The sequence below is a fragment of the Plantibacter sp. MPB07 genome, from assembly GCF_046619465.1.
Classification (GTDB): Bacteria; Actinomycetota; Actinomycetes; order Actinomycetales; family Microbacteriaceae; genus Plantibacter; species Plantibacter auratus.
Genome location: NZ_CP177043.1, coordinates 314,159 through 336,208, shown reverse-complemented (window position 1 = coordinate 336,208; position 22,050 = coordinate 314,159). Strand labels below are relative to the sequence as shown.

Annotated in this window: 23 protein-coding genes and 1 tRNA gene; 8 read left to right on the top strand and 16 right to left on the bottom strand. The window is 69.6% G+C overall.

Annotation, left to right across the window (positions count from 1 at the left end):
• Positions 1–170: 170 nt before the first annotated feature.
• The 3 genes from ACLIME_RS01605 to ACLIME_RS01595 form a co-directional block, all read right to left on the bottom strand.
• Positions 171–374 carry a cold-shock protein gene (locus ACLIME_RS01605; protein ID WP_079705369.1) on the bottom strand — a complete coding sequence of 68 codons (204 nt, stop codon included), beginning with the start codon at positions 372–374 and terminating at the stop codon, positions 171–173.
• 285 nt (positions 375–659) lie between these two features.
• Positions 660–1,232 carry a LytR C-terminal domain-containing protein gene (locus ACLIME_RS01600; protein ID WP_411558052.1) on the bottom strand — a complete coding sequence of 191 codons (573 nt, stop codon included), beginning with the start codon at positions 1,230–1,232 and terminating at the stop codon, positions 660–662.
• A gap of 21 nt (positions 1,233–1,253) precedes the next feature.
• The gene (locus tag ACLIME_RS01595) at positions 1,254–1,562 is read right to left on the bottom strand and encodes a DUF3263 domain-containing protein (protein WP_079705365.1); all 309 of its coding nucleotides are present in this window, start codon (positions 1,560–1,562) and stop codon (positions 1,254–1,256) included.
• Between the two features lie 217 nt (positions 1,563–1,779).
• On the opposite strand from ACLIME_RS01595, the gene msrB reads away from it, so the two are divergent.
• Positions 1,780–2,199: a peptide-methionine (R)-S-oxide reductase MsrB gene (msrB, locus tag ACLIME_RS01590; protein WP_079705364.1), complete on the top strand. Its 420-nt coding sequence runs from the start codon at positions 1,780–1,782 to the stop codon at positions 2,197–2,199.
• A complete protein-coding gene (locus ACLIME_RS01585; protein WP_079705362.1) occupies positions 2,196–2,744 on the top strand; it encodes a nitroreductase family protein in 549 nt (182 codons plus the stop codon). Before msrB ends, ACLIME_RS01585 begins: the two co-directional genes overlap by 4 nt.
• Positions 2,745–2,786: 42 nt before the next feature.
• Here ACLIME_RS01585 and ACLIME_RS01580 read toward each other — a convergent pair whose 3' ends face one another.
• From ACLIME_RS01580 to ACLIME_RS01570, 3 genes are all read right to left on the bottom strand, one after another.
• Positions 2,787–3,743, bottom strand: coding sequence for a DMT family transporter (locus ACLIME_RS01580; RefSeq protein WP_124768889.1), 957 nt, complete (start codon positions 3,741–3,743; stop codon positions 2,787–2,789).
• 61 nt (positions 3,744–3,804) lie between these two features.
• A tRNA-Thr gene (locus ACLIME_RS01575) sits at positions 3,805–3,880 on the bottom strand.
• 46 nt (positions 3,881–3,926) lie between these two features.
• Complete coding sequence (locus ACLIME_RS01570; RefSeq protein ID WP_411558051.1) at positions 3,927–4,895, bottom strand: DsbA family protein; 969 nt, start codon at positions 4,893–4,895, stop codon at positions 3,927–3,929.
• Positions 4,896–5,151: 256 nt separating this feature from the next.
• On the opposite strand from ACLIME_RS01570, the gene ACLIME_RS01565 reads away from it, so the two are divergent.
• Positions 5,152–6,261 carry an ABC transporter ATP-binding protein gene (locus ACLIME_RS01565; protein ID WP_079705359.1) on the top strand — a complete coding sequence of 370 codons (1,110 nt, stop codon included), beginning with the start codon at positions 5,152–5,154 and terminating at the stop codon, positions 6,259–6,261.
• A gap of 104 nt (positions 6,262–6,365) precedes the next feature.
• Positions 6,366–7,646 (top strand): DUF4032 domain-containing protein, encoded by a 1,281-nt coding sequence (locus tag ACLIME_RS01560; protein WP_064296363.1) that lies wholly within the window; start codon positions 6,366–6,368, stop codon positions 7,644–7,646.
• Between the two features lie 96 nt (positions 7,647–7,742).
• Here ACLIME_RS01560 and rlmB read toward each other — a convergent pair whose 3' ends face one another.
• Both rlmB and cysS read right to left on the bottom strand, forming a co-directional pair.
• Entirely contained in the window at positions 7,743–8,753 is a 1,011-nt protein-coding gene (rlmB, locus tag ACLIME_RS01555) for a 23S rRNA (guanosine(2251)-2'-O)-methyltransferase RlmB (protein WP_064296364.1), read from the bottom strand.
• A complete protein-coding gene (gene cysS, locus ACLIME_RS01550) occupies positions 8,743–10,197 on the bottom strand; it encodes a cysteine--tRNA ligase (RefSeq protein ID WP_274499569.1) in 1,455 nt (484 codons plus the stop codon). Before cysS ends, rlmB begins: the two co-directional genes overlap by 11 nt.
• A gap of 40 nt (positions 10,198–10,237) precedes the next feature.
• On the opposite strand from cysS, the gene ACLIME_RS01545 reads away from it, so the two are divergent.
• Complete coding sequence (locus tag ACLIME_RS01545) at positions 10,238–11,350, top strand: winged helix DNA-binding domain-containing protein (protein ID WP_411558050.1); 1,113 nt, start codon at positions 10,238–10,240, stop codon at positions 11,348–11,350.
• Positions 11,351–11,361: 11 nt separating this feature from the next.
• Here the strand turns inward: ACLIME_RS01545 and ispD are convergent, their stop codons facing one another.
• Positions 11,362–12,606 (bottom strand): 2-C-methyl-D-erythritol 4-phosphate cytidylyltransferase, encoded by a 1,245-nt coding sequence (ispD, locus tag ACLIME_RS01540; RefSeq protein ID WP_411558049.1) that lies wholly within the window; start codon positions 12,604–12,606, stop codon positions 11,362–11,364.
• Positions 12,607–12,652: 46 nt separating this feature from the next.
• Positions 12,653–13,135, bottom strand: coding sequence for a CarD family transcriptional regulator (locus ACLIME_RS01535; protein WP_064296368.1), 483 nt, complete (start codon positions 13,133–13,135; stop codon positions 12,653–12,655).
• A gap of 211 nt (positions 13,136–13,346) precedes the next feature.
• Between ACLIME_RS01535 and ACLIME_RS01530 the strand changes: the two genes are divergently transcribed.
• Positions 13,347–13,880, top strand: coding sequence for a hypothetical protein (locus ACLIME_RS01530; protein WP_194602081.1), 534 nt, complete (start codon positions 13,347–13,349; stop codon positions 13,878–13,880).
• Positions 13,881–13,958: 78 nt separating this feature from the next.
• Here ACLIME_RS01530 and ACLIME_RS01525 read toward each other — a convergent pair whose 3' ends face one another.
• Together ACLIME_RS01525 and ACLIME_RS01520 are read right to left on the bottom strand one after the other, a co-directional pair.
• A complete protein-coding gene (locus ACLIME_RS01525; RefSeq protein ID WP_411558048.1) occupies positions 13,959–14,642 on the bottom strand; it encodes a response regulator in 684 nt (227 codons plus the stop codon).
• Positions 14,639–15,805, bottom strand: a complete 1,167-nt coding sequence (locus ACLIME_RS01520; RefSeq protein ID WP_079705355.1) for a sensor histidine kinase — start codon at positions 15,803–15,805, stop codon at positions 14,639–14,641. Before ACLIME_RS01520 ends, ACLIME_RS01525 begins: the two co-directional genes overlap by 4 nt.
• Before the next feature lie 166 nt (positions 15,806–15,971).
• On the opposite strand from ACLIME_RS01520, the gene phoU reads away from it, so the two are divergent.
• Positions 15,972–16,640, top strand: coding sequence for a phosphate signaling complex protein PhoU (phoU, locus tag ACLIME_RS01515; RefSeq protein WP_064296372.1), 669 nt, complete (start codon positions 15,972–15,974; stop codon positions 16,638–16,640).
• A 74-nt stretch (positions 16,641–16,714) separates the two neighbouring features.
• Here the strand turns inward: phoU and ACLIME_RS01510 are convergent, their stop codons facing one another.
• The 3 genes from ACLIME_RS01510 to ACLIME_RS01500 form a co-directional block, all read right to left on the bottom strand.
• Positions 16,715–18,118, bottom strand: a complete 1,404-nt coding sequence (locus ACLIME_RS01510) for a chaplin family protein (protein WP_411558047.1) — start codon at positions 18,116–18,118, stop codon at positions 16,715–16,717.
• 110 nt (positions 18,119–18,228) lie between these two features.
• Positions 18,229–19,095, bottom strand: a complete 867-nt coding sequence (locus tag ACLIME_RS01505) for a hypothetical protein (RefSeq protein WP_411558046.1) — start codon at positions 19,093–19,095, stop codon at positions 18,229–18,231.
• Positions 19,096–19,257: 162 nt separating this feature from the next.
• Positions 19,258–20,007 (bottom strand): phosphoglyceromutase, encoded by a 750-nt coding sequence (locus ACLIME_RS01500; protein WP_079705352.1) that lies wholly within the window; start codon positions 20,005–20,007, stop codon positions 19,258–19,260.
• A 71-nt stretch (positions 20,008–20,078) separates the two neighbouring features.
• Here ACLIME_RS01500 and ACLIME_RS01495 point away from each other — a divergent pair, with 71 nt between their 5' ends.
• Positions 20,079–20,903 (top strand): class I SAM-dependent methyltransferase, encoded by an 825-nt coding sequence (locus ACLIME_RS01495; protein ID WP_411558045.1) that lies wholly within the window; start codon positions 20,079–20,081, stop codon positions 20,901–20,903.
• A 19-nt stretch (positions 20,904–20,922) separates the two neighbouring features.
• Here the strand turns inward: ACLIME_RS01495 and ACLIME_RS01490 are convergent, their stop codons facing one another.
• Positions 20,923–22,047 carry an FUSC family protein gene (locus tag ACLIME_RS01490; protein WP_124768882.1) on the bottom strand — a complete coding sequence of 375 codons (1,125 nt, stop codon included), beginning with the start codon at positions 22,045–22,047 and terminating at the stop codon, positions 20,923–20,925.
• Positions 22,048–22,050: the final 3 nt, after the last annotated feature.

Sequence of the window (22,050 nt, the reverse complement as noted above, 5' to 3'; positions counted from 1 at the left end):
TTGTTAGCACTCAATGAGTACGAGTGCTAAGTCGATTCTGGCACTCAGGGGGTGGGAGTGCAAGTGAGCACCGCCGCCCTGAGCGAACTCCCGGAAACAGCCCCGGAACGACGAACGACGCCGCCCACCGAAGTGGACGGCGTCGCAGGAATCGCGTACCTGATCAGCGGCTACGCCAGGCGCACACCCTCGGCCTGAGGCCCCTTTGCTCCAGTGCCGACCTCGAAGACGACCGCCTGGCCCTCTTCCAAGGACTTGTAGCCGCTCATGTCGATCGCCGAGTAGTGGACGAAGACATCCTGTCCGCCGTCGTCGACCGTGATGAAGCCGAAGCCCTTCTCAGCGTTGAACCACTTGACGGTTCCGTTCGCCATTTCATACTCCCATTGCTGCGTGCTCGCAGGCATCGACTGTTGCCGAACCCGGACCTGCCATCCGGGATCGGGACCCCGGTGACCACCCTGCGCCGAAGCGGACCCGGGGGCGAGTCGAGACGGGACGGGATGAGCGGCCAGTTCCAGATACTAATCCGGAGCACCGCGCGGATTCACCCTCAAATCGACAAACGGGGCCGAGTGATACGACAACTCAACATGGAGGAAACACTCCGGAAACACGGCGTGCCTGCGACCTGCTCGATCGACCTGCTCCAGCTGCGCTCAGGCGGCTGGCTGGTAGTCCGCGCCGACCACGACGACGATGCGGAGGACCGGTGCCTCGCCCTCCTCGACGGGGATCGCGTACGTGTCCGTGATCTGGATCGGGATGCCGCCGAGCGCGTTCGCGATGGCGCGGGCGACGCCCTCCTGCGACGGATCCTGGTAGTAGACGCCGCTCGCCGTGACGTCCTCCGTGCTGGCGTCGCTCGTCGGGATCTGCTGCGTGAAGCCGGCGGCCGTGATCGCTGCCGCCGCCGATGCGGCCAGGCCGGCGGTGGGTGTGCCGTTCAGGACGAGGATGCTGGCCGCGGGGTCGACGACGGGGGCCACCTCGGTCGGGGTGGGGGTCGGCGTTGGTGTGGCGCTCGGGCTCTGCGAGCCGCCGAAGAAGTCGATCCGGTCGTTCAGCCCGAAGAGGGCGAAGATGCCGACCCCCACGAGGACGAGCGTGGCGACGACGGCGACGAGGAAGGCGATCCAGCCGCGTCCCTTGGGAGCAGGGGCACGGTGCGCGCCGACGCGCTTGAGGTCGGGGACCTCGTCGAAGCGGTCGGGCGGGAAGGATTCAGCCATGGTGTGGTCTCCGAGAGCTGCTCAGCCGTCGGTGCGGGGAGCCGAGGCTCCTCGCGCCGAGAGTCGGGCGTCGCGGGTGCGCTGCAGCCGCTTGATCAGCATGGGGTCGTGGGCGAGGGCGGACGGCGAGTCGATGAGCGCGCCGAGCAGTTGATAGTACCGGGCCGGGGACAGGGCGAAGCGGTCGCGGATGGCGGCCTCCTTGGCCCCGACGTGCTGCATCCAGTGGGACTCGAACTCGAGGATCTCGAGCTCGCGCTGGTCGAGGCCTCCCGTCGGCGTCGACGCGTCGTCATCGGCAGGCGTGCGCGACGCTGGCTGCATGCTCATCTCCTGCCGATCGGTGCCGATGCGGCGACCGTGGAGTCATGCTCCGGTCCGCCGCCGTCCAAGTCTATTCAGCCGATGGCCGCCGAGCCGCATCCACCCCGGCGAGGGCCGACGTTCACCGGGAAGGATCAGGCTCGGTGCAGTGTTATGGAATACGTCGGGAGCCGCATGCACGAGGCAGCCCCGCACGTAGGATGACCGAGACGAATGGAGCAGCATGACGTACGACGTGTCGAAGACCGATGAGCAGTGGCGCGAGGAACTCACGCCGGAGCAGTATCAGGTCCTCCGCGGAGCGGCGACCGAGCGGGCCTGGACCGGTGAGCTCCTCGACGAGTCGCGCGCGGGCCTCTACACCTGTGCCGCCTGCAACGCCGAACTCTTCAAGAGCGGTACCAAGTTCGATTCCGGCTGCGGATGGCCGAGCTTCTACGAGTCCGTGAACCCCGAGGCGGTGCAGCTCATCGAGGACCGCACCCTCGGCATGGTGCGCACCGAGGTCCGGTGCGCCAACTGCGGCTCGCACCTCGGCCACGTGTTCGACGACGGCTTCGGCACGCCCACCGGCGACCGCTACTGCATGAACTCGATCGCGCTCAACTTCGCCGCGGCCGACACCACCGAGCCGACGGAGTGACCGAACCGGTCGAGCGCCCCGTCCTCGCCGCCGTCGCCGGGCGGCGTTCGTGGTCCAAGGTCACCGACGTCGCTCCGAGTGACGCGGAACTCCTCGAGGTCCTCGCGGCGGCTGGTCGGGTGGCCGACCACAGCGCCCTGCGTCCGTGGCGGGTCATCACCCTCCGCGGCGACGACCGGGTGAAGCTCGGCCGGGCGCTCGCGAAGGCGGAGGGTGACTCGAAGCCCTCGACGAAGCCGCTCCGCGCGCCCCTGTTGCTCGCCGTCGTCGTGAGCGTGAAGAAGTCGAAGGTGCCCGCCTGGGAGCAGGAGGCGGTCGCGGCCGGAGTGGCCCACATGGTCAGTCTCCTGCTCGACGACGCCGGTTGGGGCGTGTTCTGGCGCACCGGCGGCGCGACTCGCGCCAAAGCAGTCCGGAAGGCACACGGCCTGAAGAAGGGCGAGGATCTCCTCGGCTGGCTGTACGTCGGAGGGAAGCCGGGTAACGCTCGCACAGGGCGCCGCAAGACGATCAACGCGAAGGCGCACCTCAGCTCCATGCCCTGAGGACGGAGTCGCTCACGGCATCCGACGGCTCGACGGCTCGACTCAGTCGGCGGACGACGATGCCGTGGGACGACGCCTGAACCGCGCCGATGCGATCGCCACGGCGGCGAACGCGAGGAGTGTCCCGACGACGGTCGCGACATGCACGCCGCCGTCGTCGGTGGGCAGGAGCACGTCGAGGGCGAGCGCACTCAGGGTCTGACCGGCCACCGTGCCGAGCCCGAGGATGAGCACGCCCGTGTGCTGCACGAGGAACGCCGCCACGGCGATGAACACGCATCCGATCGGGCCGCCGAGGTAGAGCCACCACTCCCCCGGGAGCGGTCCGGGCGGCGCGACGATGACCGCGTGCAGCGCGGCGGCGATGACCAGCACGACCGTCCCCACGACGAAGTTGATGAACGTGGCGGCGAGCGTGCTCTGTGCCCGCATCTTCACGCGGCCGTTGACCGCCTGCTGCCAGCCGATCCCGATCCCGGCGAGCAGCGGCAGGACGAGCAGGCCGAGTGGGATGCTCCCGCCGAGCTCGCCCGAGACCGCGACGCCGACTGCGATGAGGGCGACGACCGCCCCGAGGACGCGCTGGACGCTGAACCCGACGACGCCTCCCGGGCCGAAGCCGATCCGGTCGAGCACGAGTCCGCTCGCGGTCTGGCCGGCGACGACCGCGACCGTGAAGAGGGCGACGCCGAGCGTGGCGGCGGTGAGCCCCTGCGAGAGCACGAGGAACGCGCCGGCACACCCACCGAGCACCGTCCACCAGGGCATCTCCCTGCGTCGGACGGCACCGGCCACCGTGGAGAGACCGCGACGACCGGTACGGGACAGCGCCAGTCCGACGGTGAGGATGATCAAGCCGCCGCCGAACGAGATCGCAGCTGCGGTGAACCCATCGCCGAGTCGCGCGCCGAGCTCGCCGTTCAACCGGGCCTGCACCGCGATGAAGGCACCGCTGACGACGGCGATGAGGAGCGCGAGCGGCGCTGGGACACGGGTCACGGGAGGGTTCCTTCCAATGAGGAACCGCCCACTCAGCGAGGCTGAGCGGGCGGTTCTCGGCTGGAGCCGACGACGGGACTTGAACCCGTAACCTACGCTTTACAAGAGCGTTGCGCTACCAATTGCGCCACGTCGGCCGACAGGGGCTGGCCCCAGTCCCATCCATCCTACGATGACGGCGGATCAGCCGTTGGTCATGGGCGACTCGCTGGCTCCCGGCGTCGGCGTGCCGGTGGAGTAGCTCTCGCTCGAGACGGCGAGGACGAAGGCCGCGAACTGCTCGGCGTCGGTGAGCGAACCGGTGTACTGCTTGCCGTTCACCAGGATGGTCGGCGTCCCCTCGACCTTGGCGACGTCGGTGCCGGGCAGCGGGCCGCTGCGCGCACGGTCGGTCGAGTCCTTCACCCACGACTTGTAGGTGCCGTCGTCGATGCAGGCGTTGATCTTCTTCTCGCCGCCGGAGATGACGCCCTTGGCGATCGACTTCAGCTCGGCGTCGGTCAGGCCCTCGGTGTTCTCCTTGGGCTGGTTCTCGAACAGTGCGGTGTTGAAGGAGAAGAAGTCGTTCGGCGAGTACTCCGCGACACAGGCCGCCGCGTTCGAGGCGCGCAGCGAGTACTGCGTCCCGAGCGAGAGGTTGCTCAGCGTTGCGAGGGGGTGGACCGTGTAGGTCGCGGCGCCGGCCTCGAGCCAACCCTTGACCTGCTCGGCGTTCGTGGTCTCGAACTGACCGCAGTAGGGGCAGAGGAAGTCCTGGTAGACGGCGATCTCGACGCCGTCGGCGGCCGGGGTCTCGGAGGCTGCCGGCGTCTCGGCCGGAGCGGGCTCCGCGGGGGCGGCCGGATCGGTCGCGCTCGGCGTCGGTGTGGACGCACCGGCCGGGGCCCCGACCAGCTGCAACCCGGCGGAGACGGTGAAGCCGTCGTTCTTGGCCGCGGTCGGGACCGGTCCGGCGGGCTTGATCGACGTCACGATGATGACCGCCACCACCGCCACGATCGCGAGCGCACCGAGCACGATGCCGCCCTGGAGCAGCACCCGGTTGCGGCGGTCGCGGCGCTTCTGCTGCTCGCGCAGCACCCGCGCCTTCTCGCGTGCCGCGTCGCGTCGTTCGTTCTTGGTCGGTCGGTTCTGCGATCCAGCGCCAGACATTGATCCTCGTTTCGGGGGGCTCGCGCTGCGGAGACGAGGCAGCGCCAAACAGAGTAATCGTAGACCTGCCGCCTGGGAGAGGCCCAAACCAGGCCGGGAGCCGGCTGTGCGTCCACCGAGAGATCCACTGGCCGCTGGACCTTCCATTCACAGGTGGTCGTGGCATACTGGAACGGCGAACCGGCCATCGATGACGGGTTCGCGTCCATTCACAACGGATCGTCCGGCACGTACCTGCCGGTGAAGGAGAACAACCATGGCGTCTGTGACGTTCGACAACGCAACCCGTTTCTACCCGGGTGGCACCCGCCCCGCGGTCGACAAGCTGAACCTCGAGGTCGCCGACGGCGAATTCCTCGTCCTCGTCGGCCCGTCCGGCTGCGGCAAGTCCACCTCCCTCCGCATGCTCGCCGGTCTCGAAGAGGTCAACGACGGCCACATCTTCATCGGCGACCGCGACGTCACCGACGTGCCGCCGAAGGACCGCGACATCGCGATGGTGTTCCAGAACTACGCGCTCTACCCGCACATGACCGTCGCCGAGAACATGGGCTTCGCGCTCAAGATCGCCGGTGTCGGCAAGGAAGAGCGTGCCACCCGCGTGCTCGAAGCCGCCAAGCTCCTCGACCTCGAGGACTACCTGACCCGCAAGCCGAAGGCGCTCTCCGGTGGTCAGCGTCAGCGCGTCGCGATGGGTCGAGCCATCGTCCGTCAGCCCCAGGTCTTCCTCATGGACGAGCCGCTGTCGAACCTCGACGCCAAGCTCCGCGTCCAGACCCGCACCCAGATCGCGTCGCTGCAGCGTCGTCTCGGCGTCACCACCGTCTACGTCACCCACGACCAGACCGAGGCGCTCACCATGGGCGACCGCATCGCGGTCCTCAAGGACGGCATCCTGCAGCAGGTCGGCACCCCGCGCGACCTCTACGAGAAGCCGAACAACGTCTTCGTCGCCGGCTTCATCGGCAGCCCGGCCATGAACCTCTTCGAGGGCGAGATCGCCGACGGCGGCATCAAGCTCGGCGGATTCATCATCCCGGTCGAGCGCGAGATCACCGACGCCGCTCCGTCGAAGAACGTCACGGTCGGCGTGCGCCCCGAGGACATCACCGTGTCCAGCAACTCGGGCTCCGGCATCGAGGTGACCGTCGACCTCGTCGAGGAGCTCGGCGCCGACGGCTACCTCTACGGCCACACCGACGTCTCCGGCAAGCGCACCGACATCGTCGCCCGCGTCGACGGTCGCAACCACGCGCACATCGGCGACACGGTGTTCCTCGCGCCGACGCCGCACCACGTGCACGCGTTCGACTCGGCATCGGGTGAGCGTCTGGGCAACAAGCCGGTCGTGTCCTCCTCGATCTAGTTTCCCGCCGACGATGGTCGAGCGGTCGGTCTCCGATCGCTCGGCCATCGTCGTTTTCGCTTGTCCAGTCTCAGTACGACGATCCCCGAGGAGCGCTCCGCACCATGTCCGGCGCATTGAACATCACCGCTGCCACCGTCGACCCGGCGCTGCTCGATCTCCCCTGGGAGCTCCCCCTCGAGAACTGGCCGAATGAGGCCATCGCCTCGCTCCCGAAGGGCATCTCGCGCCACCTGGTCCGGTTCGCGAACCTGTCCGGCTACGTCATCGCCGTCAAGGAGACGACCGCGGAGATGGCGAAGGGCGAGTACGACATGCTGCGCACCCTGCAGCGGCTCGACATCCCCTGCGTCGACCCGCTCGCGGTCATCACGAACCGGAGCGATCGCAAGGGCCGTGAGCTGCCGAGCGTGCTCGTGACGCGGCACCTGAAGTTCTCACTCCCCTACCGTGCGCTCTTCCAGGGCACCCTCCGGCCCGACACCGCGACCCGCCTCGTCGACGCGCTCGCCGTCCTCCTCGTCCGCCTCCACATCGTCGGCTTCTTCTGGGGTGACGTGTCGCTGTCGAACACGCTCTTCCGGCGTGACGCGGGAGCTTTCGCCGCCTACCTCGTCGACGCCGAGACGGGCAAGCTCTACGAGGGCGGGCTGTCGAACGGGCAGCGTGAGAACGACCTCGAGATCGCCCGGGTGAACATCGCCGGCGAGCTCCTCGATCTCGAGGCCGGCGGACGCGCCGACGCCGAACTCGACCCCGTCACCGTGAGCAACGGCATCGTCGCCGCGTACCGGTCCCTCTGGAAGGAGCTCACGGGCTCCGAGTCCTTCGACGCGTCCGAGCGCTGGCGCATCACCGAGCGCGTCCACCGTCTGAACGAACTCGGCTTCGACATCGAGGAACTCGCGATCAAGACGACCGACGAGGGCTCGACCGTGCGGATCCAGCCGAAGGTCGTCGACGCCGGGCATCACCAGCGCCGCCTCCTGCGGCTCACCGGCCTCGACGCGGGCGAGAACCAGGCGAGGCGCCTGCTCAACGATCTCGACGCCTACTCGGCCTCGTTCGGGAAGGACGGGTTCGACGAGGAGATGGCGGCGCACGAGTGGCTCATCCGCGTGTTCGAGCCGGTGGTGAAGGCGATCCCGCGCGAACTCCGCGGCAAGCTCGAGCCCGCCGAGATCTTCCACCAACTCCTGGAGCACCGCTGGTTCCTCGCGCAGAACGAGGGTCGCGACATCCCGCTGGCGGAAGCCGTCGGTTCCTACGTGAACACCGTCCTGCGGCACCGCCGCGACGAGGCGACCATGATCGTGCCGCCGACCGAGGCGATCAGCATCCCCGCCGCCATGACCGGACCGGTCGACTGGCGAGACCTCGTCTGACCACGTCCGTCTCCTCGACTGATGACAGACAGGCCCTCGGAACGGAGATCCGTTCCGAGGGCCTGTCCTCGTTCGTGCGGCGCGAGCGCCGGTCGCCTACTCGGCGTTCCGGCGACGCGCGATCTCGTACAGCGTCACGCTGGCCGCGATCCCGGCGTTGAGCGATTCGGTCGAGGCCGAGATCGGGATCGACACGACCGCGTCGCAGGTCTCGGTGACGAGGCGGGACAGACCCTTGCCCTCGCTGCCGACGACCACGAGGATCGGCTGGTCGGCGAGTTCGAGCCCGGGAAGGGAGACGTCGCCGTCGCCGTCGAGCCCGATCACGAAGACGCCGCGCTCCTTGAACGCTTTGAGCGTCTGGGTGAGGTTGGCGGCCATCGCGACCGGCGTCCGAGCCGCCGCTCCTGCCGAGGTCTTCCACGCGGAGGCGGTGAGGCCCACGCTCCGGCGCTGCGGCAGGATCACGCCGTGACCACCGAAGGCTGCGGTCGATCGGATGATCGCACCCAGGTTCCGGGGGTCGGTGATGCCGTCGAGGGCGATGAACAGCGGGTTCTCGCCACGGGCGATGACCTGGTCGAGCAACTCCATGGGGTGCGCGTACTCGTAGGGCGGCACCTTGATGGCGAGGCCCTGGTGCACGCCGTCGAACCCGGCCATGCGGTCGAGCTCCGGACGCATGACCTCGAGCACCGGGATCCCGCGTCGGGTGGCGATGCTGAGCGCCTCTTTCACCCGGTCGTCCATCTCGATGCGGGTCGCGACGTACAGCGTGGTGGCTGGGATCTTCGCGCGGAGCGCTTCGAGGACGGAGTTGCGGCCGGTGACGACCTCGGACTCGTCGCTCGACTTCTGCTTGGTCCGGCCGTTCGTGGACGGGCGTCCGTTCTGGCCGGCCGCCTGCCTTGGCTTGCCGGTGCCGCCGGAGGCCGCGTAGCGCTCCTGCGCGGCCTTCCGCTTGCCGGCCGGGTGCCAGGCGCGGTCCTCGGCCTTGGGGGTCGGTCCACGACCCTCGAGCGCCTTGCGGCCGAGGCCGCCGGTGCCCTTGGTGGGACCCTTCTTCGCTTTCTTCGGCCCGGTCGGGCGGGAAGGCTTACTTGCCACTGATACTCCAATGTGCTCCGGACGGGGTGTCTTCGATGGTGATCCCAGCCGCTGTGAGTTCGTCGCGGATCCGGTCGGCCGCTGCGAAGTCCTTGGCGACCCTGGCGTCCGCGCGATCGACGAGCAGACGCTCGACGAGTGCGGACAGGGATCGGTGAGTGACGGGGTCGGTGCCCGACGACCACGAAGGGTCGGTCGGGTCGATGCCGAGCACCCGGGTCATGTCGAGGACGGCGACCGCACGCTCGCGGGCTGTCGCCAGGTCGTCGCCGCCATCGAGGGCGGCGTTGCCGACGCGCACGGCGTCATGCAACACGGCGAGCGCGCGAGGGATGTTCAGGTCGTCGTCCATCGCCTCGACGAAGGCGGCCGGGAGCGTCGCTCGACTGGCGGCCGTGGTCGTCTCGGTGAGCAGGTCGGCGCGGGCGGCACGATCGAGGAAGCCCTCGATGCGTCCGAGTGCGGCTTCGGCCTCGGCGAGTGCGCCCGGATGGAACTCGAGCGTCGATCGGTACTGCGCTGCACCGAGGTAGTACCGGACCACGAGCGGCCGGGCTGCTGCCAGGAGGTCGGCTGCGTAGACGGAGTTGCCGAGGGACTTCGACATCTTCTGCCCGCCCGTGACGGCGACCAGCCCGTTGTGCAACCAGTACCGGGCGAAGGGGTCGCCGGCTGCGCTCGATTGGGCGAGCTCGTTCTCGTGGTGGGGGAAGCGGAGGTCGAGTCCGCCGCCGTGGATGTCGAACTCCTCGCCGAGGTACTTGGTCGACATCGCCGAGCACTCGATGTGCCAGCCGGGCCGTCCCTCGCCCCACGGAGACATCCAACTTGCCGAGCGCGGCTCCCCAGGCTTGGTGCCCTTCCAGAGCGCGAAGTCGCGGGGATCGCGTTTGCCGCGAGGGTCGGCGTCGGTCGCGGCCTCCATGTGCTCGGCGGTCTGCCGGGTGAGCTCGCCGTAGCGGCTCCATGAGGCGGTGTCGAAGTAGACGTCACCGGAGTCGTCGGGAGCCGGGTACGCGTGCCCGGCGTCGATGAGCCGCTCGATGAGCTCCTGCATCTCCGGGATGCTCGCCGTCGCGCGTGGTTCGTAGCTCGGGGGCAGGATGCCCAGGGCACGGTAGGCGGCCGTGAACTCGAGTTCGTACCGGTAGGCGAGCGCCCACCACTCCTCACCGGGCTGGGCGAACCCGCCCTCGACGCCGGAGGCGGCGTTCGCGAGGATCTTGTCGTCGATGTCGGTGACGTTGCGGACGAGCGTGACGCGGACCCCGGACGCCGTCAGCCAGCGTCGCAACTGGTCGTAGACGAGCGCGCTGCGGAGGTGTCCGATGTGCGGGGAGGACTGCACGGTCGGTCCGCAGACGTACAGCCCCGCCTCGGCTTCGCGGAGCGGCACGAAGTCCCGGAGGGACTGCGTTTTCGAATCGTAGAGTCGGAGGGCCACGAGACCAGACTAGCCGCCGTCGTCCGGGCATGATGGTCCCATGACCACGGGACGCGACGACCAGCAGGTTCTCCGCGCGCGACTCGCGGCACAGCTCCTCGCCGGAGCCGATCACCGCTCCCCCACGGGTGTCGTCTCGCGGCTGCTCGCGGTCCAGGCCCAAGACCTCGCTTCGTCGCTGTGGGCGGTCGGCGTGAGGTCGAGCGGGACGACGATGGACGAGGTGCTCGCAGCGCTCGAGGACGGGTCGATCGTCCGGTCCTGGCCGATGCGCGGCACCCTGCATCTCGTCGCCGCCGAGGACCTCGGGTGGCTGCTCGGACTCGGTGTCCCGCGAGTCCGCTCGACGATCGCGGCCAGACACCGTCAGCTCGAGCTCGACGCCGAGACCTTCTCGCGCTCCCGTGCGCTCACCGAGGGACTGCTCAGCGGGCATCGGCGCGTGACGAGGGATGAGCTGTTGACGGCCCACACCGATGCCGGGATCCCGATCGACGGACAACGGGGCTCCCACCTCATCATGGAACTCGCGATGTCGGGCGTGGTCTGCTGGGGACCTCCAGCAGGAAGACAGCAGGCACTCGTCCTGACTGAGGAGTGGATCCGTGCACCGCGGGTGCTCGAGGCGGACGAGGCGCTCGGCGAGTTCGTCGTCCGGTATCTCACCGGCCACGGCCCGTCGACGATCGCCGACCTCACCTGGTGGTCGAAGCTCACCGTCGCACAGGCGAAACGCGGCGTCGACGTGGCCGCCGGACGGCTGGTCTCCGATTCGAGCGACGGGGTCACCCGCTGGTCGACGGCCGAGAGCATCGAGCCGTCAGCTGCTCCACGACCACCGCGGGTACTCGCGCTTCCCGGATTCGACGAGCTGCTCCTCGGCTACCGCGACCGCGAGTTGACGCTCCCGGCGGCGTTCGCAGACCGCATCGTGCCCGGCGCGAACGGCATCTTCCTCCCGATGATCGCCGTCGACGGACGCGTCGTCGGCACCTGGCGCCGACGGACGAGCGCGACCGGCGTCGTCGTCACCCCGACGCCGTTCCAACCACTGTCGCAGCGGGTGCAGGCGGGGTTCCGACGAGCCGCTGGCGAATACGGCCGGTTCCTCGGGCTCAGTGCGTCGGTCGACGAGGGCACGTCCGCCGCCTGAGGGTCGACCCGTCAGCGGCGCTCGATGAGGGCGGTGGCGATGGCTGTGACACCCTCGCCACGGCCGGTGAACCCGAGCGCATCCGTGGTCGTCGCCGCGATGCTGACCGGCCCGTGGACGAGCGCGCTCAACACGCCCTCCGCCTCCGTCCGACGTGGCGCGAACCGCGGGCGGTTGCCGACGAGCTGAACCGCGACGTTGACGACGACGAAGCCCGCGGCGTGCAGCCGTTCGACAGCTGCCCGCAGGAAGACCTCGCCGCTCGCCCCGGCGAAGCGGGGGTCATCGGTGCCGAACATGGAGCCGATGTCGCCGAGGCCGGCAGCGGACAGCAGGGCGTCGACGATGGCATGGGCGACCGCATCCCCGTCGCTGTGTCCGGCCAGCGGCCGTTCCCCCGGCCAGCTGAGGCCCGCGAGGCTCAGCTCGCCGTCGTCGGCGAAGGCGTGGACGTCGACGCCGATGCCGGTCCTGATCGAGGAGGTCGGCCGTGCGCCCACCTCGCGCTCTCGGCCTCGGTCCGCCAGGAGTCGCTCAGCACGCTGGGCGTCCCACGGGGTCGTGATCTTGAACGCCGCCTCCGATCCCGCGACCGTGAGGACGGGATGTCCGGCGTCCGCGTAGAGCGCCGCATCGTCGGTGGCCGCCGCGAGGCGGTCCTCGGCGACGCGGAAGGCCGCGATGAGGGCATCACACGGGAACGCCTGCGGTGTCTGGACGGCTCTGAGGGCGGCCCGATCAACGTTCTGCTCGACGAGGTCGCTCGCGTCGACGCGCTTGATCGTGTCGGTCACCGGGAGCCCCGGCACGACCCCCCACCCCGTTCGCGCGGCGGCGTCGATCACCCGTTCGAACTGTTCGGTCGGGGTGAGTGCTCGTGCGGCGTCGTGGACGAGCACCGTGCGGACTCCCGGCCACAGGGCGGCGAGTCCGGCGAGGACGGAGGACTGTCTCGTGTCGCCTCCGACGACGACGCGGAGGTGGTCGGCCGCCTTCCCCGCCGCACGACGACCGATCGTCTCCGCCTCACCGACGCGATCCGCTGGGACCACGACGACGACCTGGACCGCGTCCCGCAGGCGGAAGACCGGGGCGAGCGCGTGTTCGAGCACGGTGCTGCCGGCGAGCGACACGAACGCCTTCGGGATGCCGGCACCGAGGCGCGTCCCACTGCCCGCCGCCACGACGATCACGCCGACAGCCGGGCCGTCCAGGGATGGGTCGGCAACGGCACCCGGTTCGTCGATCGCAGTCATGCCACGAGCCTACTTCTCGGGCGCCCCGCCCGAACGGACGGTCGGCTCAGGAGGCGAGGACCTCGTCGAGGACGGACGACGCCTGCTCCTCGTCGGTCTGCTCCGCCAACGCCAGTTCGGAGACCAGGATCTGGCGGGCCTTCGCGAGCATCCGCTTCTCTCCCGCTGAGAGGCCTCGGTCCTGGTCGCGACGCCACAGGTCGCGGACCACCTCGGAGACCTTGATGACATCGCCCGAGGCCAGCTTCTCGAGGTTCGCCTTGTAGCGGCGGGACCAGTTCGTCGGCTCCTCGGTGAACGGCGCACGGAGCACGTCGAACACGCGGTCGACACCCTCGCGTCCGATGACGTCGCGCACCCCGACCAGGTCGACGTTCTCGGCCGGGACCTCGATCATGAGGTCGCCCTGGGTGACGCGGAGCTTGAGGTAGAGCTTCTCCTCGCCCTTGATGATCCGGGTCTTCACCTCGGTGATGGTCGCGGCGCCATGGTGCGGGTAGACGACGGTCTCGCCAACTTCGAAGATCATGGGTCTCGGTCCCTTCAGCGTCTCCCAGAATACCACGGGACCCCTGGTCAGAGCCGGGTACCGGGTGCCCCGCGGACCGGGTGGCGCACCGGCCGATCACGGGTCGACGACCCGGCCACACCCCTTCGCAGCCGTGGGCTAGACTCGAATCCGGATCCCGGGACACCTGTCACTCGTCTGCGCCCGGGGCCACCACATCTTGGAGGGTTCTGTGAAGGCGCGTCTCATCGCTTCCATCGTCGTCGCGGGTGCTGTCGCACTCGGCATGAGCGGTTGCAACCTCATCGCGCCGCAGGCGACCCTGAAGCAGTACGACGCCTCGGACGGCGTCGGTGTCACCGTCGGCTCGGTGGCCGTCCGCAACGCCATCGTCGTGTCCGACGACGGCGAGACCGGCAACCTCGTCTTCAGCGTCGCGAACCGCGACGACCGCGCCCACACGGTGCTGATCGAGATCGAGGGCAAGGACGAGCAGTTCCAGGTCCTCGCGGAGCCCGGCCTGACGACGTTCGACGGCTCGGGAGCCAACGACCCGCTGCGCATCGAGTCCCTCGGCACGCAGCCCGGAGCCGTCCTGGACGTCTTCTTCCAGTACGGCGACGAGACGGGCGCCACGGCGAGCGTGCCGGTCCTCACCGGCCAGCTGCTCGAGTACTCCACGCTCGTCCCGACGCCGCTGCCGACGGATGAGCCCACCGAGACGCCGACGCCGCTCGCGACGCCCACCACGGAGCCGACCGAATAACGCTCCGTCGCCCAACACGACCGAATGCCCCGCACCTCTTCAGAGTTGCGGGGCGTTCGTGTCCGTATTGGACCTGCGTCAGGCCTCGAAGCGGTAGCCGAGCCCACGCACGGTGACGAGCATCACGGGTTCGGAGGGGTTCGCCTCGATCCGGGAACGGATGCGCTTGATGTGGACGTCGAGCGTCTTGGTGTCGCCGTAGTAGTCGCTCCCCCACACCCGGTCGATCAGCTGACCACGGGTGAGGACCCGTCCGGCGTTCCGCAGGAGCAGCTCGAGCAGCTCGTACTCCTTGAGCGGCATCGGGATCGGCGCCCCGTTGACCTCGACGACATGACGTTCGGTGTCCATCCGGACCGTGCCGGCCTCGAGCAGCACCTCCTCCTGCGCCTGGTCCGCCTCGACACGGCGTCGCAGCACCGCCCTGATCCGCGCGAGCAGCTCGCGGGTCGAGTAGGGCTTCGTGACGTAGTCGTCGGCGCCCAGCTCGAGCCCGACGACGATGTCGACCTCGGAGTCCTTCGCGGTCAGCATGATGATCGGCGTGTTCGAGACCGCGCTGATCTGACGGCAGACCTCCGTCCCGGGGATGCCGGGGAGCATGAGGTCGAGCAACACGAGGTCCGCGCCGCGAGCCGTGAAGGCCTGGACCGCCGAGGGGCCGTCCTCCGCCACCTCGACCTCGTACCCCTCCCGTTCGAGCAGGTAGCTCAATGGTTCGCTCAGGGACGCTTCGTCTTCGACGAGCAGGATGCGGGTCACGGGGTACTCCTTGCCGTGCCGGTGGAGAGGTCCTCCGGCGGGGTCGTTGCTCTGGGAAGGCGGATGGTGAACGTCGAGCCACGGCCCAGCTGCGACCAGACCTTCACTTCGCCGCCGTGGTTCTGGACGGTGTGCTTGACGATGCTGAGGCCGAGGCCGGTGCCGCCCGTGTGGCGGGAACGCGCCTGGTCGACGCGGAAGAACCGTTCGAAGACCCGGTCGCGGTCCTCTTCGGCGATCCCGACGCCCTGATCGGTGACGGCGATCTCGACGACGTCGTCGACCGCCCGGACGCCGACACCCACGTGTGCGCCGGTGGGCGAGTAGTGGATGGCGTTCGAGATGAGGTTGTGCACGGCGACGACGAGCATGGCCTCGTCACCGTACACCTCGAGGTTCTTGCCGCCTTTGAGGGAGAGCCCCACCCCGGTCGCCTCGGCCGGCACGCGGTTCTGGTCCACCGCCGCGGCGATGACCCGATCGAGGCGGACGAGTTCCGGCTGATGGAGGGCGTCGGCCGCCTGCAACCGCGAGAGGTCGATGATCTCCGCCGTCATCCGGGTGAGTCGCTGCGACTCGGTCGAGAGCCGGCTGGCGAACCGCTTCACCCGTTCCGGGTCGTCCGCCGCCGTGTCGAGTGCTTCCGAGAGGAGCCCGATGGCGCCGATCGGCGTCTTCAACTCGTGGCTGATGTTCGCGATGAAGTCCCGGCGGACCTCGTCGAGTCGACGCGCCTCCGTGTGGTCCTCGGCGAGCAGCAGGATGAACCGCGACCCGAGCGGCGCCGCCCGCACGCGCAGGTGCCGGGTTGCCTCACCGAAGCGCCCGAGTGCGAGTTCCAGGTCGCTCGTGACGGCCTCGCCGGTGCGGCGGACCTCGAGCGCGAGGTCGATGAACTCCTGGTTGTCGAGCACGCGGTCGCGCACCAGCCCGAGCGCAAAGGCCCCAGGAGAGGCCTTCAGCACGTTGTTGGACGGATCGACGACGATGCCCGCGCTGTCGAGGGCCTCGAGCACCTGGTCGACCCCGTCGGGCACGACCGGGTTGACGACCGTCGCAGCGCGCTCGCCCCGTCTGAGGGCGAGGGTGATGAGGGCGACGAAACCGCCCCCGACGATGAGGCCGAGTGCCAGGGCGATCAGCACCAACCACATGGTGTCCATGGGTACTACGTTACTCAGTCCGCCGAACGCCGAACTCGCGAATACCCCGCCACTTCGACGACTGTTCACGCTTGGTGCCCCAACTGTTAACCTTGGTTCGGCATCATCGGCGGAGCGGGCATCTGCCTGCCCACCGCCAGGTCACGGAAGGACGGCACCCAGAGCCATGCGCGAGGTATTCCAGCAGTCACTGCGAGAGGTCCAGGATCGCCTGGTCGAGATCGCCGAACTCGTCACGATCTCCATCGAGAAGGCGACGCAGTCCTTCGGCAACTCGGACGTCGCGGTCGCTGAAGAGGTCATCGCCAACGACAACCGCATCGACCAGCTCGCGATCGAACTCGACGAGCTCGCCATCGACATCCTCGCCCGCCAGCAGCCGGTCGCGCGCGACCTCCGCATCGTCGTGAGCGCGCTGCGCATCAGCGCGTCGCTCGAGCGGATGGGTGACATGGCCGAGCACATCGCCCAGCTGTCGCGGTACCGCTTCCCCGACAAGGCCGTGCCCAAGGGCCTGCGGACCACCTTCGCCGAGATGGGGCGACTCGACGTCTCGATCGCTCGCAAGCTGACGGAGCTGCTGCGCACCCAGGACCCGCGCATCGCCGACGAGATCCGCAACGACGACGACGACGTCGACGAGCTGCACGCCAGCGTCTTCGAGAAGGTCCTCGGCGACACCTGGAAGGGTGAGCCCGTCGCGACCGTCGACGCCACCCTGGCCTCGCGGTACCACGAGCGCTTCGCCGACCACGCCGTCTCCATCGCCAAGAAGGTCCAGTACCTCGCGACGGGCGACTGGATCCCCGAGGCGACCACGCCGGTGCACCACTGACCAGCTGATCCCGGACACCCCGACGAGCGGTGTCGACCCGAGACCGGGTCGGCACCGCTCGTCTGTTCGTGGGACTAGCTCATCCGACGACGGGTGATCGCGCCGCCTGCCAGGAGCAGGAGGCCGAGGACCGTGGCGAGACCGGCGAGCGGCAGGAGCTGACCCGCGGCGCTGCCGGTGTCGGCGAGCGTCGGCTCAGCTGAACGCGCGGCCGAGGCCGTCGTGTTCGAGCCGGTCGAGGACGCCGCCGTCGCGGTGGTGATCACCGTGGCGGGGACCGTCGGCACGACGGGGGTCACCGGGGTGGTGGGGTCCGTCGGGTCGGTCGGGTCCGTGGGGTCCGTCGGGTCGACCGGGGTGGTGGGATCGGTCGTCCCGGGACCACCGGTCTCGCTGTCCCCGATCACGGAGATCGCGTTGCCGCCGATCGTGACCGGCAGCTTCAGGCCGAGGTCGATCTGGTTCCCACCGCCGAGGCTGTCGTCACCATCCGTGGTCGACGTGGCGCCGCCGGACGATGCCGGAGCGGAGGCCGAGGTGCCCGTCGACTCGGAGTCGCCGATCACGCTGACGGCGTTGCCCACCACCGAGATCGGGAGCCCGACGTCGCCGAGGACCTGGTTGCCACCGGCGACACTGTCGTCACCGGTCGTGGTCGACGGCGCCGCCGGAACAGCCGCACCACCCGACGTGGCAGGCGCACCCGCCTCCTCGCTACTCGAATCGCCGAACAGCGAGATGGCGTTCCCTCCGACCGTGACCGGAACGGTCACCACCGGCGACACCTGGTTGCCACCGGCGACACTGTCGTCACCGGTCGTCGTCGACGGCGCCACCGGGACAGCCGCACCACCCGACGTGGCAGGCGCACCCGCCTGCTCGCTGCTCGAATCACCGAACAGCGAGATGGCGTTCCCACCGACCGTGACCGGAACGGTCACGACCGGTGACACCTGGTTGCCACCGGCGACACTGTCGTCACCGGACGTCGTCGCCTCGTCGGTGACCGGCGAGGCGGACTCCCCCGCCACCGGTCCGGACGTCGAACCCGACTGCTCGGCATCGCCGATGATCGAGATCGCGTTGTCCTCGACCGTCACCGGGATGGAGACGGGCAACTGGATCTGATTCCCACCCGCGACACTGTCGTCACCACCGGTGGTGGCGGCCGGCGCGGGCTCGGGTACCGGTGCGGGCTCCGGCGCAGGTGCCGGCTCCGGTGCTGGTGCCGGCTCCGGTGCTGGTGCCGGCTCAGGCGCCGGTACCGCCTCGGGTGCGGACGTCGCCGTTGAATCGCCGACGACGCTCACCGCGGTGTCGACGATCTCGACGGGGGCCTCGAGGACCACGTCGACGAGGGTTCCGCCGAGGATGCTGTCGTCCCCAGACGTGTCGGCGTTGGCCGCCGTAGCGCCGAGGAACGTGAGTCCCGCGACGAACAGGCCACAGTAGAGGCCTTTCTTGACATACGAATTCATGATTCCTGCTCCTTGCAGAGTGACTGATGTGCTCCCGTGGTCGGGAGGCTTCGGACCGTTGAACCGCCCAGGGGGCGGGTCTCCGCCGCGAACGGCAGAGCGGTCCGGGGTCAGTCAGGAGAGGTATCGGAGGGGAACGTGGGTGACGCCGGGAGGTCTTCGTCTCGCGCAGGTCCGCGCCGGTCGTCGCCGGGCGCAGGGAGGATGACGGAGATCGACTGTTCGGCCGCCGCGGCGCCACCGACGGCACCACCCGAGCCGGAGGACCCGGAGCCGCTCGGCGTGACGGCCCAGCGGCCGTCGGCGTCCGGCAGCAGCGGAAGGTTCGCAGGGGTGGCGGGGAGGCTGGACGATCCGACGACGACGGCGGGCTCGGCCGCGGTGGACGACGTGTCTTCGCGATCCTGGCCGCCCGACACGGTCGTCCGGTCGCCCTGCTGGACGGACGGCGGTCCGAGGACCGTGGTCGGAAGGATCGCGCCGCCGGCGGTCGAGTCAGTGGCCGACACGTCCGCTGCCGGGCCCTGCGGGAGCGCTGGGACGACCGGATCGATGATCGGCGTACTGGGGACCGGGACCGCGGCGACGACATCGGCGACGCCGGTCAACGTCTGGTCGACCGTTTGCACGACCGGATCGACGATCGCGGCGACCGGTGCCGCGCCGACGGTCTCCTCGACCACGTCGTTCACCACCGGTACCGCCGCGACGGTCTCGTCGACGACGTCGACCACCGGTTCGAGCACGGTGGTGTCGACGACGTCGACGACGTCGGCGACAGCATTGACGGGCTGTTCGAGCGAGCCGACGACCTCGGTCACCGCGCCCAGGAGCGACGGATCGGTGGCGCCGTCGTCGGCATGCGCGGAGGACGGGGACCCGAAGAGGGCCACCGCCGTGAACGCCGCGGCGGCGAAGCCACCGAGCGTCAGAGCGCGCCACAGGGGGAAACGGGTGCCGTCGGTCGACTGCTCCATGCGTATCCCCCCAATCGGGTTACAGTGCAGTCACTGTACGCCCAACCCCGAAGCGGTTCAACCCCTTTTTTTCGATATGGAAAACCCCGGCCAGGAGCACTTTCGGCGACGATGTCGCCACGCCGCGCTCCCGACCGGGGTGGTGGTTTGGTGGGGTTTCCGCTACTTCTTCCCCTGCGCCGCGACGGCGGCGGCGCCTGCTGCTGCGGCCTCGGGATCGAGGTACCGGGCCGGGGCGACCGGACGGAAGTCCGCGTCGAGCTCGTAGACGAGCGGGATGCCGGTGGGGATGTTCAGCTCGGCGATCTCGTCATCCGAGATGTCGTCGAGGTGCTTCACGAGTGCGCGGAGCGAGTTGCCGTGCGCCGTCACGAGGACGGTCTTGCCGGCGGCCAGGTCGACCGTGATGTCGGACTCCCAGTAGGGCAACATCCGGTCGATGACGTCCTTCAGGCACTCGGTGCGGGGCAGTTCTCCGTCGATCCCGACATACCGGGGGTCATCGGCCTGCGACCACTCGTTGTCGTCGTCGATCGGCGGCGGCGGCACGTCGAAGGAACGACGCCAGGTCTGGAACTGCTCCGGGCCGTACTCGGCGAGCGTCTGCGCCTTGTCCTTGCCCTGCAGCGCGCCGTAGTGACGCTCGTTGAGGCGCCAGCTGCGCTTGACCGGGATCCACATGCGGTCGGCGGTCTCGAGGGCGAGGTTCGCCGTCTGGATCGCGCGGGAGAGCACCGAGGTGTACAGCACGTCCGGGGTGATGCCGGAGTCGGCGAGCAGCTCGCCCGCACGCTTGGCCTCCGTGACGCCGAGTTCGCTGAGTCGGACGTCGACCCAACCGGTGAACAGGTTCTTCTGATTCCAGTCGCTGTTGCCGTGGCGCAGCAGGACGAGGGTGTAAGTCTCAGGCATGTCCCCAGCATACCGACGGCGCATGACCGCAAGGTGGACGATGACCCCGCTCCGTGCGGGAGAATGGGTCCATGCCCGTCGGATCGATCACCCGCGGGACGACGGGTACGAACCGGCTCCGGCGGGTGGACCGCTGGATCGCGACCCACCCCTCACTCAGACGGACGACGAACCCGCTGGTGGTGGACCTCGGCTACGGCGCGAGCGGCGTCACGGCGTTGGAACTGCACGACCGACTACTCGCCGTCCGGCCCGACGTACGGGTCATCGGATTCGAGATCGAGCCGGGGCGCGTCCGCACCGCCGACGCGCAGCTGCAGCAGGTGCGCGCGGGCACGACCCGGTTCACGCCGACGGCTGCGGTCTCCTTCGCACGCGGAGGGTTCGAGGTGCCGACCGGCGACGACCGTCCCACGGTGATCCGGGCGTTCAACGTGCTCCGGCAGTACGACGAAGCCGAGGTCACGGCGGCCTGGCGTCTCATGGCGTCGCGGCTGCAACCCGGCGGTGTGCTCGTCGAGGGGACGTGCGACGAGATCGGACGGGTGTCCAGCTGGATCGCGGTCGACGACCAGGGGCGTGCTGAGTCGTTCTCCGTCAGTCTGCGGCTCGCCGACCTCGAGCTGCCGTCCATCGTGGCCGAACGGCTGCCGAAGGCGCTGATCCATCACAACGTGCCGGGCGAGCGTGTCCATGCGCTCATGACGGACCTCGACCGCGCCTGGCGGATGCATGCGCCCCTGGCGGTCTACAGCCCGGTCCAGCGCTGGTTGGCGACCGTCCGGACGCTCCGGGACAGCGGGTGGCCGGTGCTGGCCGGCCGCAGCCGCTGGCGCCTCGGTGAGCTGACACTGCCGTGGTCGGCTGTCGCCCCGAATCCCTCCTCGACGGACTGAGTGTCGGGGAAGGCTGCCGTCAGAGCGAGGGTAGCGCCGCCTGCGCCGCCTGCGTCGGCAGCCCCGTCGCCGTGAGCAGGTCGACGAGGTACGGCCGGAGCACGAGCACGAGCGCCTGCTCGGAGACCGAGGCGTCGGGGAGGACGGCGACCGGCTCGAGGTGCTTCGCGATCTCCAGCAGAGACTGCCTCGCGACCGGCTGCTGGGCGATGTCGCCGATCGACTGCGACAGGATGCCGAGCGCGACGGAGGTGCGCGCGAGCAGGTCCGCGAGCTCGGGGCGGCTCGTGGCGTCGCGCGACACGTAGTCGATGCGCCGGGCGATCACCCGGAGGTTGCGGGTCGCGAGGTCCATGCCGTCGAGCATGGTCCGCTGCCGTTCGAGGTCGAACACCGCCTTGCGGAGGAACGGCGAGATGCGCGCGATGGCGAGCCCTGAGTCGAGGGTTCCGCGCCACGCGTCCAGGGCCGGCTGGGTGGCCCTCGCCCGTGCGAGCGCGCGGTCAGCCTCCTCGAGGTCGCCGAGACGGAGGGCGGCGACGAGCGAGGCGAGGGTCCGGACGTGTTCGTCGATGAGCCGCTGGCCGTCCCGGCGAGCGCTCCGGCGTGGGTCGCGCGGGATGAGCGCGGTCGCGAGCAAGGCGAAGACCCCGCCGATCAGACCGTCGAGGGTGCGCACGAACGGGCCGCCGTCGGGCACGGGCAGGAGCATGACGAGGACGGACTGCACCGCCGCCGCGATCGCGAACGATGCCGCCGGCGACAGGAACCGGGCGACGAGCAGCGTGAGCACGAGCGCGACCGCGAGCTGCCACGTCCCCTGCCCGAAGCCGAGGAGCAGGATCTCGGCCAGCGCGATCCCGACGCTCATCCCCACGGCCGTCTCGAGGACCCGGATCGGACGGGCGTCGCGAACGAACCCGAGACTCGAGATCGTCACCGTCAAGGCGAGGAGTGGCACGGCGTGCCCGAGCACGTAGTGGGCGAACGCGTACGCGCCGATCGCCGTGGCGCTGACCTGCAGCACCGCCGGCACGGATCCGACGAGACGATGCCAGGCGTCGCCGAGCGCGATGCGGCGACGCACCGCAGCGGTCCATCGGTCGACCCGTACGCCCGGGTCCGAGGCGTCGTCCTTCCCCACCGA

Coding starts and splice junctions, on each gene's coding strand:
- ACLIME_RS01605 (WP_079705369.1), bottom strand. CDS start 374: ATGGCGAACGGAACCGTCAAGTGGTTCAACGCTGAGAAGGGCTTCGGC.
- ACLIME_RS01600 (WP_411558052.1), bottom strand. CDS start 1,232: ATGGCTGAATCCTTCCCGCCCGACCGCTTCGACGAGGTCCCCGACCTC.
- ACLIME_RS01595 (WP_079705365.1), bottom strand. CDS start 1,562: ATGAGCATGCAGCCAGCGTCGCGCACGCCTGCCGATGACGACGCGTCG.
- msrB (WP_079705364.1), top strand. CDS start 1,780: ATGACGTACGACGTGTCGAAGACCGATGAGCAGTGGCGCGAGGAACTC.
- ACLIME_RS01570 (WP_411558051.1), bottom strand. CDS start 4,895: ATGTCTGGCGCTGGATCGCAGAACCGACCGACCAAGAACGAACGACGC.
- ACLIME_RS01565 (WP_079705359.1), top strand. CDS start 5,152: ATGGCGTCTGTGACGTTCGACAACGCAACCCGTTTCTACCCGGGTGGC.
- ACLIME_RS01560 (WP_064296363.1), top strand. CDS start 6,366: ATGTCCGGCGCATTGAACATCACCGCTGCCACCGTCGACCCGGCGCTG.
- ACLIME_RS01545 (WP_411558050.1), top strand. CDS start 10,238: ATGACCACGGGACGCGACGACCAGCAGGTTCTCCGCGCGCGACTCGCG.
- ispD (WP_411558049.1), bottom strand. CDS start 12,606: ATGACTGCGATCGACGAACCGGGTGCCGTTGCCGACCCATCCCTGGAC.
- ACLIME_RS01535 (WP_064296368.1), bottom strand. CDS start 13,135: ATGATCTTCGAAGTTGGCGAGACCGTCGTCTACCCGCACCATGGCGCC.
- ACLIME_RS01520 (WP_079705355.1), bottom strand. CDS start 15,805: ATGGACACCATGTGGTTGGTGCTGATCGCCCTGGCACTCGGCCTCATC.
- phoU (WP_064296372.1), top strand. CDS start 15,972: ATGCGCGAGGTATTCCAGCAGTCACTGCGAGAGGTCCAGGATCGCCTG.
- ACLIME_RS01510 (WP_411558047.1), bottom strand. CDS start 18,118: ATGAATTCGTATGTCAAGAAAGGCCTCTACTGTGGCCTGTTCGTCGCG.
- ACLIME_RS01505 (WP_411558046.1), bottom strand. CDS start 19,095: ATGGAGCAGTCGACCGACGGCACCCGTTTCCCCCTGTGGCGCGCTCTG.
- ACLIME_RS01500 (WP_079705352.1), bottom strand. CDS start 20,007: ATGCCTGAGACTTACACCCTCGTCCTGCTGCGCCACGGCAACAGCGAC.
- ACLIME_RS01495 (WP_411558045.1), top strand. CDS start 20,079: ATGCCCGTCGGATCGATCACCCGCGGGACGACGGGTACGAACCGGCTC.